At 54.3% G+C, this 18545-nt stretch carries 13 protein-coding genes; 6 read left to right on the top strand and 7 right to left on the bottom strand.

Annotated elements, in window-relative coordinates:
- Nucleotides 1–6: 6 nt before the first annotated feature.
- Together TRICHSKD4_RS11465 and TRICHSKD4_RS11460 are read right to left on the bottom strand one after the other, a co-directional pair.
- The gene (locus TRICHSKD4_RS11465) at nucleotides 7–981 is read right to left on the bottom strand and encodes a sugar-binding transcriptional regulator (RefSeq protein WP_009467420.1); all 975 of its coding nucleotides are present in this window, start codon (nucleotides 979–981) and stop codon (nucleotides 7–9) included.
- A gap of 270 nt (nucleotides 982–1251) precedes the next feature.
- Nucleotides 1252–2133 (bottom strand): LysR family transcriptional regulator, encoded by an 882-nt coding sequence (locus TRICHSKD4_RS11460; RefSeq protein ID WP_009467418.1) that lies wholly within the window; start codon nucleotides 2131–2133, stop codon nucleotides 1252–1254.
- Nucleotides 2134–2305: 172 nt separating this feature from the next.
- Here TRICHSKD4_RS11460 and TRICHSKD4_RS11455 point away from each other — a divergent pair, with 172 nt between their 5' ends.
- From TRICHSKD4_RS11455 to TRICHSKD4_RS11445, 3 genes are read left to right on the top strand one after another with little or no spacing between them, the layout of a single operon-like run.
- Nucleotides 2306–3958, top strand: coding sequence for a GMC family oxidoreductase (locus TRICHSKD4_RS11455; RefSeq protein ID WP_009467416.1), 1653 nt, complete (start codon nucleotides 2306–2308; stop codon nucleotides 3956–3958).
- Nucleotides 3948–5156 (top strand): mandelate racemase/muconate lactonizing enzyme family protein, encoded by a 1209-nt coding sequence (locus TRICHSKD4_RS11450; RefSeq protein WP_009467415.1) that lies wholly within the window; start codon nucleotides 3948–3950, stop codon nucleotides 5154–5156. The genes TRICHSKD4_RS11455 and TRICHSKD4_RS11450 overlap by 11 nt, the downstream gene beginning before the upstream one ends.
- Nucleotides 5157–5197: 41 nt before the next feature.
- Nucleotides 5198–6628 carry an aldehyde dehydrogenase family protein gene (locus tag TRICHSKD4_RS11445; protein WP_040616761.1) on the top strand — a complete coding sequence of 477 codons (1431 nt, stop codon included), beginning with the start codon at nucleotides 5198–5200 and terminating at the stop codon, nucleotides 6626–6628.
- A 23-nt stretch (nucleotides 6629–6651) separates the two neighbouring features.
- On the opposite strand, the gene TRICHSKD4_RS11440 is transcribed toward TRICHSKD4_RS11445, so the two are convergent.
- Complete coding sequence (locus tag TRICHSKD4_RS11440) at nucleotides 6652–7602, bottom strand: NAD(P)-dependent oxidoreductase (protein WP_009467413.1); 951 nt, start codon at nucleotides 7600–7602, stop codon at nucleotides 6652–6654.
- 262 nt (nucleotides 7603–7864) lie between these two features.
- Between TRICHSKD4_RS11440 and TRICHSKD4_RS11435 the strand changes: the two genes are divergently transcribed.
- Both TRICHSKD4_RS11435 and TRICHSKD4_RS11430 read left to right on the top strand, forming a co-directional pair.
- A complete protein-coding gene (locus tag TRICHSKD4_RS11435; protein ID WP_208993074.1) occupies nucleotides 7865–9610 on the top strand; it encodes a sigma-54-dependent Fis family transcriptional regulator in 1746 nt (581 codons plus the stop codon).
- Between the two features lie 155 nt (nucleotides 9611–9765).
- Nucleotides 9766–11565: an NAD(P)/FAD-dependent oxidoreductase gene (locus TRICHSKD4_RS11430; RefSeq protein ID WP_009467411.1), complete on the top strand. Its 1800-nt coding sequence runs from the start codon at nucleotides 9766–9768 to the stop codon at nucleotides 11563–11565.
- A gap of 63 nt (nucleotides 11566–11628) precedes the next feature.
- Here the strand turns inward: TRICHSKD4_RS11430 and TRICHSKD4_RS11425 are convergent, their stop codons facing one another.
- The 3 genes from TRICHSKD4_RS11425 to TRICHSKD4_RS11415 all read right to left on the bottom strand — a co-directional run bounded on the left by TRICHSKD4_RS11425 (nucleotide 11629) and on the right by TRICHSKD4_RS11415 (nucleotide 15838).
- Nucleotides 11629–12600, bottom strand: coding sequence for a D-2-hydroxyacid dehydrogenase family protein (locus TRICHSKD4_RS11425; protein WP_009467410.1), 972 nt, complete (start codon nucleotides 12598–12600; stop codon nucleotides 11629–11631).
- A 46-nt stretch (nucleotides 12601–12646) separates the two neighbouring features.
- On the bottom strand, nucleotides 12647–13732 hold the full coding sequence (locus TRICHSKD4_RS11420; RefSeq protein ID WP_009467409.1) for a 4-oxalomesaconate tautomerase: 1086 nt from the start codon (nucleotides 13730–13732) through the stop codon (nucleotides 12647–12649).
- Between the two features lie 78 nt (nucleotides 13733–13810).
- Complete coding sequence (locus TRICHSKD4_RS11415; RefSeq protein WP_009467408.1) at nucleotides 13811–15838, bottom strand: tripartite tricarboxylate transporter permease; 2028 nt, start codon at nucleotides 15836–15838, stop codon at nucleotides 13811–13813.
- Between the two features lie 208 nt (nucleotides 15839–16046).
- Here TRICHSKD4_RS11415 and TRICHSKD4_RS11410 point away from each other — a divergent pair, with 208 nt between their 5' ends.
- Nucleotides 16047–17396: an IS5 family transposase gene (locus TRICHSKD4_RS11410; RefSeq protein WP_009465529.1), complete on the top strand. Its 1350-nt coding sequence runs from the start codon at nucleotides 16047–16049 to the stop codon at nucleotides 17394–17396.
- A 17-nt stretch (nucleotides 17397–17413) separates the two neighbouring features.
- Here the strand turns inward: TRICHSKD4_RS11410 and TRICHSKD4_RS11405 are convergent, their stop codons facing one another.
- The gene (locus tag TRICHSKD4_RS11405; RefSeq protein ID WP_009467407.1) at nucleotides 17414–18520 is read right to left on the bottom strand and encodes a tricarboxylate transporter; all 1107 of its coding nucleotides are present in this window, start codon (nucleotides 18518–18520) and stop codon (nucleotides 17414–17416) included.
- Nucleotides 18521–18545: the final 25 nt, after the last annotated feature.

Genomic DNA, 18545 nt, shown 5'->3' with positions numbered 1-18545 from the left:
TTTCACTCAGCGTCCGTTCGGATCTTCTATGAGGGTTTTTGCAGTCAGTTCGTCTGTCAGCAGTCCGGTCAAATATCCGCTCTGCAAAGCTGCACGCACGGCTGGGACCTTGTTGGTGCCGGCTGCTATGGCAACGACATCCCGATCCTTCAGGTTATCAAGTGGCGGAGCCATTACTCTTTCATCGTGTGGTGTGGAGATCTGATTGCCATCGCGATCAACAAACTGTCCGAGAAGCTCGGCGACCGCGCCTCGTTTGCGCAGGTCGGTTGCGAGATCCTTATCCTCTGTGGCTGTGTCGAGAATGCTGCCGATATCTGGTTCCAGACTACCGATCCCCAAGACGACCAATGTTGCCTTGTCGATGAGTGCCATCGTGTCGGCGATGCCGAATTGCTGCATCATCACCGCTTTGTCTTCTGCTGAATTTGCGTAGAGCGGTGCTGGTAAAAGGTGGGCGTCGGCGCCGGTTTTTTGCGCAAGGCGATAGATGACGTCATAAGGATTTGCGGCAAAAGAGCGGGTCAAGCCGCCCAGCATGGATACAAATTGTTTGCCGTCTACCGGGTCACGCCCCATGGCATTGACTGAAGCTGTCAGTGTTCGACCATTTCCAATGCCAATGATTTTGTGGCGCGCACCGCTTGCCGCTTCCATCAGATACTGTGCGCCGACGACCGCTAAGGACCTCAAAGGAAGAGGCCCGGTTTCAGGCACCTCCATGGCAACTCGACAGAAATTCAGTCCGAACCGTTCCATCAGTTGGCGCTCAAGCGCCACACACTCGGTTGCTTCAACATCCACGAAAATTTGCACGAGGCCATCGGCTTGGGCGCGGGCGATCAACCGGTGAGCCCGGGTGTTGGTGACATTCAGGTGCTTTGCAACCTCGCCTTGGGTTAGACCGCCGATAAAGTGAAGCCAAGCTGCGCGCGCAGCTACATCGGTATCTGATTTCGCTTCTGGTTTGATCAAACCCATCTCGGCACTCTGCAAAAAAATTCGATATTGAAAAATATTGCAGACAAAATTACGTAGGGTCAAGAAAATTTTGGGATGCCGGAGGATGAGACGAGCGCACCCAAACACCTGTCCAAAAGACGTTTTTCCTTTAAAGATCTGAAGTATTTGAGATAAATGTGGGATGCTTGGCTTTGAATTAAGACAGGAAGCAATGAGTTTAGAAGCCCGAATGGAGCTTCTCGTCACAGCATATTCTGCTCAATTTGTGGCCCTTGTAGCCGCTGGCTCTCAGCTGAGATGATGTGACAAAAGCCAGTCGCGGAACTCTAAGACTTCGCTTCGCTGATTGGTTGAGCCTCTCAAAACCAAGAAAAAGCTTCTGGTGAGGGGAAGTCGAAGTGGCAGCGGAGAAGCAAGCAGACCTTGCTCGATATAGCGTTTGGAAAATTCCTCAGACACGATGGCTGAACCACTGCCGCCGGACATGATCTGGAGCGCAGTCAGTGATGAATCTGCTTTAATGGTGCCAAGAGTTGAAGGCACTTCTTCGTCTGTAAGGGCAAACATCTGCGACCAATCAGCCTCCGAGCCGATGATCTGGATGGCGTGTTTTGCAAGCTCCGCCAGAGTTGGCGTATTGGAGAATGACTTTAAGAGCTGAGGCGGACAGACGACTTCTCCAAGACGATGCCCAAGATGGTGGATCTCACCATCTGACCAGTCGCCATAGCCGTATCGGATTTCAACATCGACTGCGTCATCATCAATCCGGCCATTCCAGACGGCTGTGGTCATCTGCAGTTCTATATCTGGAAATGCATCGTGAAAGGCTGAGAAATGCGGGGCCAATACCAGCGCGCCATAACTGATTGAAGCGTGCACTCGCACGATTTTTCTACGTTTTGCGGAAAAGAGATTGCTGGTCGCCTGTTGGATTTCTGTGAAAGATCGCCTGATTGGTTGCGCGTAGGCATGGCCGATATCTGTCAGCTCGACACCCCGTGGCAGTCGGGTAAACAATTGTGCGTTCAGATAATTTTCCAACAGCTTGATTTGTTGGCTCACGGCAGCGGGTGTCAGATTCAGCTCTTCTGCTGCAGCTGAAAAACTGCTGTGCCTTGCGGCAGAGTCAAATGCGCGAAGCCAAGTGACATGAGGCAATTGGGACATTAGCTTGCTCTCCAGCCGAAAGGCGCGTGTTTCAAATCGCGGCGTCTTAGGATCCTAGACCTAGTCTGGTTTAAAAAAAATTGGGTGTCAGCAAATAAAACCGTTGTTTGTTTTAAAGCTTCGTGGAGATGCATCGTAGCGGAAGATCGTTCCTTCAGCCGAGATCGCAGCCGTGGGTGCACAAGAGTTCGATTTTATCATTGTAGGAGCTGGTTCTGCCGGATGCATTCTCGCAGATCGGTTGAGCGCGGATGGCCGCTACACTTTACTGGTGCTGGAGGCTGGTGGGTCAGACAATTGCTTCTGGATCAAGCTGCCGCTTGGATATGCATTTACGTTTTATGATCCTGAGGTTAACTGGCGGTACACCGCAGACAAGGATGAAGGGCTGAACGGCCGCGAACTCTATTGGCCCAGAGGGCGTGTCGTGGGCGGGTCCGGCTCAATCAATGCTATGGCCTATGTCCGCGGGCTGGCTCAAGATTTTGAAGATTGGGAAGCTGCCGGAGCAAACGGGTGGAATGCTGCGTCCGTTTTTCCAACCTTTGAGCGGTTGGAAGGCAAGACGCAAGGAACGCTGCATGACCAAAATGGATCCGGCGGAATTGGGTCGTGTTCGGTTGCGGACCTTCGCGCGGAAATGCATCCATTTTCTGATCGGTTTCTGGAAGCTGCCCGGGACTTGGGAGTTCCTGTCCTTGAGACCATGAATGGCGCATGTTCGGAAGGAATGACGAGGTTCCAAAGCACAGTGCGCAGAGGTCGAAGATGGTCGTCTGCTGACGCTTTTCTCCGTCCGGCGCTTGCGCGTGGCCGCGTTCAACTTCGGACCCATGCACTTGTAGAAGGGATTGCCTTTGAAGGCCGTTGCGCTATTGGCGTTCGATATCGTCATAAAGGTCAGGTCCTCAATGCGACTGCCCGCTGTGAGGTGATCTTGAGCGCTGGTGCCGTAAACTCTCCGCAGCTCCTGCAGCTTTCCGGAGTAGGTGCCGGAGCTCATTTAAATTCAGTTGGCGTGGAGGTGGTGCGTGATCTTCCCGAAGTGGGGCAAGGGCTGCAGGATCACCTGACTTTTACCCGTTATTTTGAAGCAAATGTGCCAACGCTCAATTCGCGTCTGTCCGGACGGTTGGGGCAAATGCTTGCTGGTATTCAGTATCTCGCCACACGCCGGGGCCCATTGAGCGTGCCGGTCAATCAAGTGGGTGGTTTTGTGCGGTCTCACACGGATATTGAGACACCGGATTTGCAGGTCTATTGCAACCCGGCTTCCTATTCCGTGCGCTCTGACGGCATGCCAGTTATTGATCAAGCGCCAGGATTTTTGCTGAGCGTTCAGCCATGTCGACCAACCAGTCGTGGCCAGATCAAGATCACTTCTCCAGACCCGACGCATGCGCCCAGTATTCAACCCAATTCACTCTCTACCAACAAAGATCGCGTCGACGCAATCAAAGCGGTTCGGTGGCTTGGGAAACTGGCGTCGACACCAACATTGAAAGCTGTCACCAAGGCGTTGAAGGGGGAAGACATTACACGGATGAGTGATGAAGAACGGCTGGAAGCGTTTCGCAATCATGCCACTACCAATTTTCACCCTACTTGTACCTGCCGGATGGGCCGGGACGCGTCTGCTTCAGTGCTGGATCATCGATTGAGAGTGCATGGAATGTCGCGGCTTCGTGTTGTGGATGCGTCTGCGTTTCCCAACATCACATCCGGGAATACAAATGCGCCAACCCTGATGCTGGCCCTTCGGGCGGCTGATCTCATTCTCGAAGATGCAAAAAATGCCTATGCGGGAGAACACAATGCAGCTTGAAAAGATTGAGACTTTTGTTGTTGCCAACCCTCCTCCCCGTCACGGCGGCCGATACTTCATTTTCCTGCGCCTGACGACCGCCTGCGGCATCAGCGGTGTCGGGGAGATCTACAACGCGACATTCGGACCAAGCCTATGCGCAACGATGGCCGTGGATGTTTTCGAGCGTCATTTCGCAGGAAGTGATCCACATCATATCGAGCGGCTTTGGCGCCGCACCTATGGTGCTGGCTTCACGCAGCGCCCGGATGTGACGGTGATGGGGGTTCTCAGCGGGCTGGAAATGGCGTGTTGGGACATCATCGGCAAAGCGGCGGACAAGCCTGTTTATGAACTTCTGGGCGGCAAAGTTCACGAGCGGCTTCGCACCTATACCTATCTTTATCCGCCTGAAGGAGACGTATATCCGGACCCTGAGACGGCAAATGTCTACAACGATCCATTTCTTGCGGCAGATGTTGCAGTTCAGATGGTCGAGCGCGGCTTCACGGCGGTGAAATTTGACCCGGCAGGGCCTTACACCATTTATGACGGTCACCAACCTCGGCTGGAAGATCTTGAGAGAAGCGAACAGTTCTGCAAGATCATTCGAGAAGCGGTGGGAACGCGGGCGGATCTATTATTCGGAACGCACGGTCAATTTACAGTCTCCGGTGCCAAGCGTATGGCGCGGCGTTTGGAGAAATATGATCCGCTTTGGTTTGAAGAGCCGACAACGCCCGAAAACCCCAGTGATATGGCAGAAATTGCGAGATCAACGACCATTCCGGTTGCAACAGGTGAACGGCTCTGTAGCAAGCATGAGTTTGCCAGAGTTCTGGAAACAGGAGCAGCTTCCATTCTGCAGATGGATCTGGGCCGGGTCGGTGGGCTTTTGGAGGCGAAGAAAATTGCCGGGATGGCAGAGACGCGTCAGGCGCAGATCGCACCCCATCTGTATTGCGGACCTGTCGTGGCCGCAGCCAATATCCAGATCGCGACCTGCAGCCCTAATTTCCTGATTTTAGAGAGCATTGGCACGTTCGATGGACCCTACATGTCTCCAGTTTCCAAGAGGTTTGACTGGCAAAATGGATATATCATTCCGCCGCAGGAGCCCGGACTTGGCGTTACATTGAATGACGCCTTTATCGCCGAGAACCCCTACACGGGCCCTGAGCTCCACTTGGATATGGCTTACGAGCCTGTTGTCCCTTGAACCTACCCAACCCTGTTGGAAAAACACGAGACTTGAATGAGATGAAGACACTCGACGCGTTTTATATTGACGGGCAATGGGTCAACTCCCTTTCCGAAAAAACAATGCCGATTATGAACCCGGCCAAGAACCAGCAGATCGGGATTGTGTCGCTTGGAAACAGCCAAGATGTCGATCGAGCCGTCGCAGCAGCCAAGACAGCCTTCGCGACCTATTCAAAAACCTCAAAAGCGGAACGCCTTAAGCGACTTCATACTCTGCTGGATATCACCAAAAAGCGGCTGGAAGATTTGGCTCAGGCGATCTCGATGGAAATGGGCGCGCCAATTACCATGTCGCGGGAGGCGCAGGCCGACAGTGGGGTGGGGCATCTTGAATGGTTCATCAAGGCAATGGAGCAACAGGACGAGCGTGAGACACTTCCAAACGGTGATATCCTGACACGAGAACCGATTGGCGTGTGCGGCCTCATCACGCCCTGGAACTGGCCCATCAACCAGATTGCACTCAAGGTGGTGCCAGCACTGGCGAGTGGCTCAACATGCGTTTTGAAACCGTCAGAGCACACGCCACTCTCAGCCCAGATTTATGCGGAGATTGTTCACGAGGCAGGCTATCCCGCGGGTGTTTTCAATCTCGTCTACGGTGACGGTCCAACGGTGGGCGCGGCACTGTCTCGCCACCCGGATGTGGCGATGATGTCGTTCACCGGATCAACGCGTGCGGGCATCGCGGTGACAAAGGATGCTGCCGATACGGTCAAACGCGTTGCACTGGAGCTGGGGGGGAAGTCGCCTAATCTCGTTTTTGCAGATTGTGATCTTGAGGCGCGGATCGCAGAAGGAGTTGCAGGCTGTTTTTACAACACTGGCCAGTCCTGCGATGCGCCGACGCGCATGCTGGTAGAGCGCAGTTGCTATGAACGGGCATTGGACCTTGCTGAGCAGGCAGGAGGCGCTCAAAAAGTCGGCCTCCCATCTGAGGAAGGTGAACATATCGGTCCGCTTTTTGATGAAATCCAATTTTCCCGGGTTCAAAAGCTAATTCAGGCCGGAATTGATGAAGGTGCCCGGCTTTTGGTTGGCGGACTTGGCAAGCCGGAGGGCTTTGAAGAAGGTTGGTACGTGAAGCCAACCATCTTTGCGGATGTTACGCCGGACATGCATATTGCGAGGCAGGAGATTTTTGGTCCCGTTCTTGTGATGATGCCGTTTGACAGTGAAGAGGAAGCAATCCAGCTGGCAAACGACACGGAATATGGGTTGGCCGCATATATCCAAACAGGTGATGAGGTGCGGGCAGAACGGGTCGCAGGCCAGCTGCGCGCCGGTGGAATTCACATCAACGGCTGTGATGCGGGGTATGGCTCACCCTTCGGAGGTTTTAAGCAATCCGGCAACGGGCGCGAAGGCGGTATGTTTGGGCTTGAGGACTTTCAGGAGATGAAGGTCCGTCCGCCGTTCAAAAGATGAGGGGTGTTCCCTCCTGCTACAGTCTAGTTTCGTCCGGGTGGAACAACTTCGTAGCCGGGTTCTTCGGGTTCATCGTCGGTCATTTCGGCTGGAAAACCGGGAGCGCGAATGTCGAGGCCAGTGGCATCTTCCAGCCGCCTGATAATGTTAGGTGAGAGTTCTCGCTCACCATAGCGCTGGATTGCGTCATCAAAAATCTGGATCATCAACGGGTTCATCTCAAGTGGCACACCGGCACGATCGGCAACCGCCTGAAAAAGGCCAATGTCTTTCTTCACCAAATCCATCGTGAAGGAGATGTCACGCGAGCCATTCAGGATGACTTGGCTTTCGGTTTCATGAACGAAACTGGTGCCTGAACTGATCTTGATGGCTTCATAGGCGGTGTTCAGATCCATTCCGGCAGCTTTCGCAGTCACCAGAGCTTCTGAACAGGAAATCAGATTTGCGGTCGCCAAATAATTCGTGATGACTTTCAGAACCGAGGCTGTTCCCAAGTCCCCAGTATGCAAAATTCGTCTTCCCATCTTGGTCAAGAGGGGTAAGACACGGTCGAATGTATCGCGTTTGCACCCGGCAAAAATGGCGATATTACCGGTTGCAGCCCTGTGGCATCCGCCAGATACCGGGCAATCGACAGCATCGCCGCCACTGTCAATCACCAAATGACCAAGTCGTTTGACCTCGGCCTCGTCCGTGGTGGACATTTCGAGCCAGATTTTGCCTTCTTGCACTTCCGGCAGCATCTCCTGCATGACGGCATCAGAGGCAGAGGGAGAAGGCAGGCAGGTAATCACGACATCACAAATGCGCATCATGTGTGCGAGGCTCTCACCAGCCTGAGCGCCGTTGTTTGAAAGCCCTGCCACCAGATCCGGGTTGAGATCGTACACCATGAGGTCAACGCCGTTGCGCAGCAACGAGCCAGACAGCTTGCCGCCGACATTGCCCAATCCGATAAATCCGACCTTCATCCCTGTGTCCTTCTCTGTCCAAGTGCAAATCACCCGATGGAGGTATGATTTCAACAAACTGAACGCAGAGGAAACAACGGATTTTGCGTCTTTGGCAGCATTTTATTTGAGGCTCGTTCGAGCGGTGGCAGGCAACTCGATTGTGAGAGGCGCGGGGAGCTGACCTTGGCTGGGTGCAGGTTCAACGCGGGGCTAAAAACTGGCGTAAAGTCCTACTTTTATCATGGATGACGTTACGTATACTCTTCGGTCGGGGGAGAGTATGATGCGCGATAGGGATCATGTTACCGAGATCGACCGTGTTTTGAACGGAGAAGAAACGGGCCGTGATATGCTCGTTGCGGAAAGTTGGCGTCGGTGCGTGGAAAACTACGGCATGGACCCAACACGACCCGAGCCCGCTCACATCGTGTCAGAGACACGGCTGCGCGAACACAGGGAGCAGTCTGAACGGCTTATCGCTATTGCCCGGTCCGGTCTTCAGAGCCTCTTCCGGCAGGTGGCTGGTCAAAATTATGTGCTGCTCCTGGCTGACGCCAAGGGCGTCTGTGTGGACTTTTTTGGTGACACGAGTTTTGAGGATGAGCTTCGCCGAGCAGGACTTTATCTTGGGTCGGACTGGTCTGAAAATTTAGCTGGGACTTGCGGTGTTGGATCGTGTCTGGTTACCGGGCAAGCCTTGACGATCCATCAGGCGGATCATTTCGGTCTGGCTCATACGCCCTTGTCCTGCACATCGGCGCCAATCTATGACACGTGCGGACAATTGGCGGCTGTGTTGGACATTTCGCTGCTTCGCTCGCCAAGCCCCAAGACAAGCCAAAACCTTGCTTTGTCGCTTGTCTCCGCATCAGCTCGGCGGGTTGAAATGGCGAACCTCATGGCCTCTAGCCGCCGTGATTGGGTGTTGAGGTTTTCAACGTCTCCGGAGTTTCTTGATGTTGATCCTGAAGCTGCTATCACACTGGATAGCTCCGGACGCATCATCGGCATGACGAAGGGAGCTGAGAATTTGGCTCCAAATCGAGAAGGCCCGCTCATTGGTTATCATATTGAAGATCTGCTTGAATTTTCTTTGGATGACCTTCCGGAGTTGACGCGCGGCAGGCCGACAGAAGAACGTGTCCTTCGATTGAAAGATGGCCGTGCGCTGTTCGGTCACGCGATTGCGCCGCAAGCTGCGCCAATCTCACCACGAGCACCTCTCAAGGCCCGCTTGGGCGCATTGGCAAACATTGGCGGTCCAGATCCTGAAATGGAGCGATTGGCGCACCGTGCATGGAAACTTGCGCGGACGAATGTGCCAATCGCAATTTCCGGAGAAACGGGAACAGGCAAGGAATATCTGGCGCGTGCCATTCATGTGTCTGGGGGCGAGCGCGGCAGTTTTAATGCCATTCGGTGTGCCGGGTTAAACGCCAGCACGGTCAAGTCGCTTTTGGAGGTGAAGCCGGGAACCGTCTTCCTGCGTGGGATGGAGGACCTGAACCGGGAGGCTCAAGACGCGCTCTTGTGGTTGCTTGATGTTCGAAAGGATCTCCGGTTCATCTCGTCAATCGGACCACATTTTGATGGAAGCAAAAAGGCTCTTCGCAGCGATCTGATTTACCGACTTCTCGGCGCAAGGCTTGATGTGCCCTCCTTGCGTTTACGCAGAGACTTCGAGTGGCTGCTGGACCGCTTGAACCGCTGGCACGCGCCAGAAGACGTGCGCCTTTCACCTGCAGCCCGAATTGAGCTGGCCGGGCGACCCTGGCCCGGGAATATTCGAGAACTTGTTCATACACTTGAAGCTGCCGTTGCCATGGCGGAAGGGCGGGTCATCGATGTGCCCGATCTGCCGAATTCTGCGGACAAGCAGGCGGAGGGGCTAGGGCCGAAACAAGACCTTGAAGAGTTGCTGCTGGCCTGCCAATGGAATATGTCGCAAGTCGCCCGCAGACTCGGCGTTAATCGTTCAACTGTGCTGCGCTGGGTGCGAAAAAGCGGTCTGGTTCCCCCCGGCTAATCCGTTGAGCAGCTGTTGCGCCTTGTTGCGTGTGCAACACCGACCTGAGTAATTTTCCCAGTTTAGGCTTAAACTCACATATTCATTGGCGCCCGCCTGAAACTCCCCGGAATATCGTCTTGCGATCTAGCGAGAATTTTCATTGGGAGGAATACATGCTGGACACAACATTGACTGGTCAGGTTCAGGGTTTTCTGGACAAGTTTGGTCAGGCTCTTGAAACTGGCGACATCGACGCGGCCAGCAATCTGTTTCTGGACGATTGTTACTGGCGTGACCTGGTGACCTTCACCTGGAACCTCAAAACCGTTGAGGGTAAAGAGCAAGTCGCGGGCATGCTCAAGCACCAACTTGCCACCATAAAGCCGGAAAACTGGACAGTTGCCGATGGCGAAGAGCCAACGGAAGAGGGGGGCGTCACGACAGCCTGGATCCAGTTTGAGACCAAAGTGGCGCGAGGCTACGGATTGATCCGTCTGAAAGAGGGCAAAATCTGGACCTTGCTGACCACGATGGTTGAGTTGAAAGGTCATGAAGAACCGAAGGGATCGGCTCGACCGCTTGGAGCGAAACACGGCGCGGGTAAAAAGCGAACCACATGGCTCGAAGAGCGACAGCGGGAAGAGGCCGAGCTTGGATACACTACTCAGCCTTACTGCGTCATTATCGGTGGTGGACAAGGCGGTATCGCTTTGGGCGCACGTCTGCGTCAATTGGATGTGCCAACGATTATTGTCGAAAGGAACGACCGGCCCGGCGACAGTTGGCGCAAGCGTTACAAGTCACTCTGCCTGCATGACCCTGTCTGGTACGACCACCTGCCCTACATCAAGTTTCCGGAGAATTGGCCGGTATTCAGTCCCAAGGACAAGATTGGCGACTGGCTGGAAATGTACACGAAGGTGATGGAACTGAACTACTGGTCAAAAACCACGGCAAAGTCAGCAAGCTACGACGAAGCCAGCGGTGAATGGACCATTGTGGTCGACCGGGACGGCGAAGAGGTTGTTCTGAAGCCAAAGCAACTTGTCATGGCAACGGGCATGTCCGGCAAGGCTCGGATGCCTGAGTTTCCGGGTATGGAGAAATTCAAAGGTGACCAGCATCACTCTTCCAAACACCCTGGGCCGGACGCTTATCGCGGCAAAAAAGCAGTTGTCGTTGGTTCGAACAATTCGGCCCACGATATCTGTGCGGCGCTTTGGGAACATGATGTCGATGTGACGATGGTTCAGCGGTCTTCCACGCATATCGTGCGGTCGGACACATTAATGGAGGTGGGCCTTGGGGCGCTTTATTCGGAAGAAGCAGTTGCCAATGGTGTGACCACCGAAAAGGCAGATCTCATCTTCGCTTCCTTGCCGTATGCGATCCTGCATGAATTCCAAATCCCGGCTTACACAGAAATGAAAAAACGGGATGCTGAGTTCTATGAGGGGCTTGAAAAGGCTGGCTTTTGGCTGGATTGGGGCGATGATGACTCCGGCCTCTTCATGAAATATCTCCGGCGTGGGTCTGGATATTACATCGATATCGGAGCAAGCCAGCTGATAATCGATGGGGAAATCAAGCTGAAGCGTGGACAGGTTGTCGAGCTTGACGAAACCGGAGTGGTTCTTGATGACGGAACTCATCTGGACGCTGACGTGATTGTCTATGCCACTGGCTACAATTCCATGAACGGATGGGTAGCCGATCTTATGGGGCAGGAGAACGCCGATAAATTGGGTAAGGTGTGGGGGCTTGGCTCCGACACAACCAAGGATCCGGGCCCCTGGGAAGGTGAACAGCGCAACATGTGGAAGCCGACGCAGGTTCCAGCTCTCTGGATGCATGGCGGTAACTTGCATCAGTCGCGGCATTACTCCCAGTTCTTGAGCTTGCAGATCAAGGCGCGCATGGAAGGCATTCCAACACCGGTCTATGGCCTGCAAGAAGTTCACCACTTGTCATGATGCATCTGCGCGCGTGTGCTGAACACGCGCGCCTTTCCCGCGAACGGGACAACCTTCTAAATTTTACGTCCAGACTTCCGGATTGATAATGTTAATTGGCGCGCCTTTTTCAAAGGCGACGACCTGATCAAAAATGTCGGCAAACTGCAGATCAAATTCGTCTTCGGTGACAAAGCCGATATGCGGTGTGGCTACAACATTCGGATGGTTGACCAGCGGATCGTTGGGGTTCGTGAGGGGTTCATTGTCGAAGACATCAATGGCCGCGGCTCCAGGACGTCCTTCATTCAAAGCCGACAGAAGAGCTCCGGATTCAATCAGGCCTGCCCGAGATGTGTTGACGAAAATCGAGGTCGGTTTCATCAACGCCAGGTCTTCCGCCTTGATCAGTCCGCGGGTTGTTGGATGGAGCCGGACATGAAGTGTCACGACATCGTTTTCACCGAAAAACGCTTCCCGGCTTGCGGCGACCTTTTCGCCATCGGCAACCGCACGTTCGCGTGACGCACTTGAGGCCCAGAAGGAAACGTCCATTCCGAAGGCTTTGCCGTAGTTGGTGATCGCTTTCCCGATCCGGCCATATCCGTAAATACCCAGCTTGCGACCACTCAGCGTTTTGCCGACCCCCATTTGCCAATTGCCGGACTGTAGCGAGGCCATTTGCGCAGGGATTTGGCGTGCACTTGCTAATATAAGGGCCCAAGTATGTTCCGCTGCTGCAAAAGAGGGTGTTCCCGCATGCATGTTGGAGCACAAGAGAATGCCATTGCGCGTGCAGCATTCAACGTCAACATGCGGATATCCGCTGCGTTGACTGATCAGCTTGAGATTGGGCAATCTATCCAGCAATTCACCTGAAATTTTTGTGCGTTCGCGAAACAGAACCACGCCTTCGAATGGCAAGAGCCGCTCAACAAGGGCATTTGTCTCCTGAACATGATCGGTGAAGACTGTGACGTCGTGAGCATGAAGCTTTTCAAAACACGGCAGGGTTCTGAGCGTGTCGAAATAGTCGTCCAGAATTGCCAGTTTCATGAGGCACCTTTCAGAGCAGCGTCGTACATTCTGCGTGGGGCAGTGGTTAGGTCAGTGCTTTTGCTGGAACCATCAAATCGCCGGAGGCAAGAAGGCGGGCCGTGCGCAGAAGGCCAGCAGACTTGATGTCAAACCCATTCGCTCCGTTTTCATAGTCGACTGTCACGCCGATTTCGCCGGAGGGGTGTTCGATCAGCATTTGGGCCGGGATATCTTCAGGGAGTGCTGCCATGCCTTCTGCTATCGTTCCGGGGCACAAGGTACAGGACGATATGCATTGCGCACCAGACACAGCCATGGTCGGATGGCATTGCCAAGGCATGAAATACCGCGCCGAAATCGTTCCTCCGGAGCGAGCAGGGGCAAGCAAGGCAAATTTTGGTGTCACGGACTTGGAAACGTCACCCATGCCCATCTTTTCGCCGGCTGCAATTCGGGCTTTCTCTATTCGAGCCATGAGCTCTGAATTGGCATCGAGCTCCTCGCGGGTCTCGTAGCCGGATATGCCGAAATCTTCTGCTTTGCCAATCACCATGGGCATAGCAACATCTATGCAGGTAACAACGTGACCTTCGATCATATCTGAGGGCGAGCCCGTCGGAAACAGCTTGCCTGTGGCCGAGCCCACCACATCCATGAAATTCAATAGGATCGGGGCAGCTGTCCCTGGGACCCCATCAATTCTGGCTTCCCCTTCATAGGTCAGGACACCGCCAGGTGTCTGCAAAATGGCTTCCACCCGTGCGCCGGTATTCACGGCATGAATGCGGACGCGCGTTTCGTCACCTTGCGGTTCGACCAGTCCCATTTCAATTGCCGCAGGACCAACACCATACAGGATATTTCCGCAGGTCGGTTTGAAATCGACCTCTTCTTCATCAACCTTCACCTGAGCAAAGAAGTAGTCGACATCAGCCCAGTTGTCTTGTGACTTGGACAGCATCGCAACCTTTGTGGTGACGGCTGCTCCTCCACCGATACCATCGATATTGAGGGAATGCCCGGCACCCACAACTGCGGTCAAAACCTTTGAAAGGTCTTCCAGATCTTCTGGCAGGTCTGCGCGTTGGAAATATGGTCCGCGAGACGTGCCGCCACGCATGAACAGGAACGGGACTGATGACTGGCTCATGAGGTGGCCTCGCTTGTTACGATCAACGCCATTGATCGATACCTGTTTGGATATGAAACGTTTGCAAGCATCTCGCCCTCACTTGAATGGCCATGGGAGGTCGATGGCGGACTGCAACAGTCCTGGAGGGAAGTCGCGGTTCAAGAGCCATGCCATGGTCAGCATGAAGGTGATGCCTGCCGCGCCATAAAGAGCCGAGAAACCCCAGGTGCGACCCGCCCGGAAATGCAGGAATGCGACGAGGAAGACAGCGAGCGCCAGAATGAAACCAACCAATGACGTCAGGATGAGAAGACCTGCGAACCACGCCAATGTGTTCCAAAGCCCGTGCCGGTTGTTCTCAGAGTTTCCAGCTTCACGATCTGCAAAGATCGCATCGGTCTCCGGCTTGAGCCGCATTTGCACGAAGAGAATGAGACATCCAACCAGAGAGACAAAGCCGACAAATTGCGGGAAGACACGGTCCGCTGAGGAGTAGTCCGGGATGAGGGACGCATTGATGAAGGCTGTCAGCAGGTAGGCGAAGATGAACAGCAGAAAGACCAGTGGCGCGCGCTTGTTGCCAATTGGCACATCGCCTTCCGCCTGAATGTTCTTGGCCTGACGCAGTCCGACAAAGATGGAGACCACCGTGATGATCAAAAGCACGATGACGATTGGCGAGAAGATATAATCGATACCTTCCTCAAATCCCTTCCGGAACCGGGAATTGGCGATCTGAACCGCTTGGTTTGTGTAGGTTTCGGCAGGGTTGGAAAGAACAAATCCGATCAGGAATGCCGGGCGGGACCAGTCAAAGCGGCGCATCAAGATGCCGAGCAGTCCTATGCCGAATAGAGCGACCAGATCCATCAGGTTTTGACCAGATTGGAAGGCCGCAAAGGAAATGATCATGAACAGGAACGGCGCGAGCAAACCGAAAGGTATTGTTGTCAGACGCGCGATCCCTCCAGAGCCTGCAATGCAGATCAAGGTGCCGACGACGTTGGCAAGTGCGAGCAGCCAGACAATCGCGTAGGTGATGTCGAGATTGTTCTTGAGCATCGATGGCCCAACTTCGATCTGTCCAGAGCCCAACAGCGCAACGGCGCCGATGAAAACAGCCATCGAGCCAGAGCCCGGAATGCCGAATAGGAGCGTCGGAACAAGGCCGCCGCCTTCTTTGGCATTGTTGGAGCTTTCCGGGCCAATGACACCGCGGACATCACCGCTACCGAAGTTTGACTTGTCCTTGGAGGTCTGAACCGTGTGCCCGTAGGCAATCCAGTCGACAACTGAGCCGCCAAGACCCGGAATGACACCGACAGTGACGCCGATAATGGAACAGCGGACCGATAGCCAAATATTGGCAAACCAATCCTTGACGCCCTTCAGCCACCCGCCACCAAGGACAGCACCTTCGGAAATGGCTCGGTCTTGCCGAAGCAAGGCAACAATTTCGGGAATGGCGAAGATGCCGAGGCCCACGATGACCAGTTTCAGTCCATCGGTAAGGTAGGGCATGTCATAGGTCGCCATGCGGAGAGCACCGGCGCTATCACCTTCGCCGATCGTCCCGATCATCATGCCAAGACCAGCTGCGACTAGACCTTTGATCGCTACGCGCCCTGCGAGAATGCCAACCATCGACAGGCCAAACAGAGTGATCATTAGGAGTTCCGGAGTGCGGAACTCCAAAACGATGGGTCTGGCGACCAAAATGAAAACTGTCAGAAATGCAGCGCCAACAAGGCCACCAAACAAAGAGGACGAAAATGCAGCCGAAAGCGCGCGTGCAGCTTCCCCACGTTTTGCCATTGGAAAGCCGTCAAGCACCGTGGCTTGTGAGGCCGAGGATCCGGGAATGCCCATCAAAACTGAGGCGAAAGTATCGGAGGTTGGAACAACGGCCACCATGCCGATCATCAGCGCGAGGCCGAGGATCGGGTCCATGCCGAACATGAACGGCAGAAGTAGTGAAAGGGCGGCAATGCCGCCAAGACCTGGGAAGACCCCGACGCAGAGGCCCATAACTACACCCAGCACCAGATAAAACATCACAGCTGGTTGAAAGATAAGCGCGGCCGCGTCCGCGAGCGCAGGCAAAGCGGTACTGAGAATGTCCACGGGATCAATCCGACTAAATTTTATAGATAAAAGTTGCGGCTCGCTTTGCCCGCTCAAGGTATGACCTGAGCGGACAAGCTGGGAGACCCTATTTCGTTCGCGCTGAAAAACCCCTTAACTGATTGAAGAGTATGGATACCCATTGGGTTTTGGATGTGTGAATATGCCGGTTAGTTGATCCGAAGCACGCATTTTCTGGCATATTCTCATGAGACCTTCAAAACGCAACAAACGGTGTGGCGATCTGTTCAAGGAACGCCTGGCCGCAATCATCGATATGAACCATTCGTTGGTGCGGCTGTCTGGTCTGATGCCTTGGGATGAATTTGATGCGGAGTTCGGCAGGCATTATCGCCCCTTGGGACGACCGGCCAAACCAACGCGTCTGATGGCCGGGCTGCACTTTCTCAAGCACATGTACGATCTTTCCGATGAAGAGACGGTTGAGCGTTGGGTTGAAAACCCCTACTGGCAGTCTTTCTGCGGTTTTGAGTTTTTCCAGCACCAATTCCCCATTGATCCCTCAACCATGACCCGCTGGCGCAAACGGATTGGTCCTGAGGGAATGGAAAAGCTTCTTTCTGCTACGGTAGGTGTTGCGATTGAGAGCGGGACGATCAAGAAGAGCAGCCTTGAGCGGGTCTTGGTTGATACGACCGTTCAACCCAAAGCCATTGCCCATCCCACCGATAGCCGTCTTTATCACAAGGCCTTGCAGCTTCTGGTGCGCCAGGCCAAGAGGGCCGGCATCATCTTGCGTCGCAGCCATACCAGAGTTGCCAAAAAGGCGGCCTTGATGGCGGGCCGTTATGCCCATGCCAAACAGTTCAAGCGGATGCGCCGGGAACTCAAAAAGCTGAAGACCTATCTGGGCCGGGTCTATCGCGACATCTCCCGCAAGATCGCAGGCAACGAAGGTCTTGAGCACCGGTTCTCCCGTCTGCTGGGACTGGTGGAGCGGCTTCTGGCCCAGACCCCCAAGGACAAAAACAAGATTTATTCCATGCATGCGCCGGAAGTGGCCTGTATTGCCAAGGGCAAGGCGCGAACACCTTACGAGTTCGGGGCCAAGGTTGGCATTGCCACGACCAATCGGGAAGGATTGGTTCTTGCGGCGAGGGCTTTTGAGGGCAATCCCTATGATGGGCACACCTTGAATGACACCATCAGTCAGGCTGAGAAAGTCTGCGGCACCAAAGCTGAGCGTGTCTATGTGGACCGTGGCTATCGGGGGCATGATTATGAGGGCGACGCCAAGGTCATGATCTCCGGCCAGAAGCGCGGGCTGACGGCACAGATGAAGCGTGAGCTGAAACGACGATCAGCGATCGAGGCCACCATCGGCCACATGAAAACAGATGGACGACTTGACCGGAACTTCCTCAATGGCAAAAATGGCGATGCCATCAACGCCCTGCTGGCCGCAGCCGGTCATAACCTGCGTCTGATCCTCAATGCACTGATCATTTTGCTGCTCTGGATCACAAACCCCATCCCCAAACCGGTCAAATCGAATATTTGCGTATTGCTTCGGCCACGCGCAACATCAATGGCTTAGACGTTGTTCAGGGCGGACTATTTCAGGGAAACGCCGTAGCGATCTTTTAGCCAGCTAACGACAAAGGCCTTCGCACTGTCTGGGACATTGGTTGCGCTGTTGAGCGCACCGGTTGCCTTGGCACCGGTCATTTGCGGGTATTTGCCAAGACGGCCTGACGAAATGTCCGCAAAGTCACCGCGAGCCTTGACCTTTTCAAAGGCCTTTTCATAGGTCGCAATGGCGTCTTCAGATGCACCGTTTGGCAGGAACACCATTTTTTGCGCCGGGAAACCTGCAATGAAGAAGGCTTTCCATGCATCCCACTTTTCACCGGAGGTTTCGCAGCCATCTGTGGCTTCGCACACTTCCTTGAAAGTCGGCATGTCTGGGAAAGTTGGGTCACGGACAATGTTGCCATCGTCATCCAATGCGCCCCAGCTCATCATCGGAACGGCTGTTCCAGCTTCTACCAGAGGGGTGACGCCTTTCAGATAGGAAGACGATGTCTGGTAATCGATGTTGGCCTCACCACGCTCAAACATCAGGCGGCCGTCACCGCGACCCTTGATGCCAAAGACCGGCTCAACATTCAGGCCGAGCATTTCCCAAGCAAGCAGTGGCACAAGGTCGAGACGGGTTGCGCCTTGTGAACCGTAGATAAAGTCCGTATCCCGCAGTGCGCTTGCGTCATTGCCGTCCATTTTCTCGGCAAGGTCAGGCGGGAGATAGGCTACGCCACCAGTGCCAGAGGCGAGAACCACATTCCAGTCCTTGTACTCATAACGAACGCGCGGATCACCCAAGAGATACGGGAATTGTGTGGACCCGGAAGAGCCGAAAATCAGCGTGCCTTCACTGTCGGAGTAGTTTTGCCCCTGAAACCAGTTGGCGCCTTTTGTGGACCCTGCACCCGGCATGAACTTGACGACGACTGTTGGTTGACCAGGAAGGGCTTCGCTCAGGAGCAGAGCATAGAAGTTGGCCCATTTGGCGGAACCGCCTGTCTCAGAAAAGGGAATAATCCACTCAACGGTTTTGCCTGACAGATCAAGTTCTGCTGCTGAAATTTGAGACGGAGCAAGAGCAAGACACGCACCTGCGACACTGAGCGCCAGATGGCGCGCAAGCTTAGAAACAACCATATTTTCCTCCCAAAGGCATGCGCTT

The organism is Roseibium sp. TrichSKD4, from assembly GCF_000148725.1.
GTDB lineage: Bacteria > Pseudomonadota > Alphaproteobacteria > Rhizobiales > Stappiaceae > Roseibium.
Note: the sequence above shows the minus strand (reverse complement) of the source record. Positions and strands in the feature narration are given on the sequence as shown.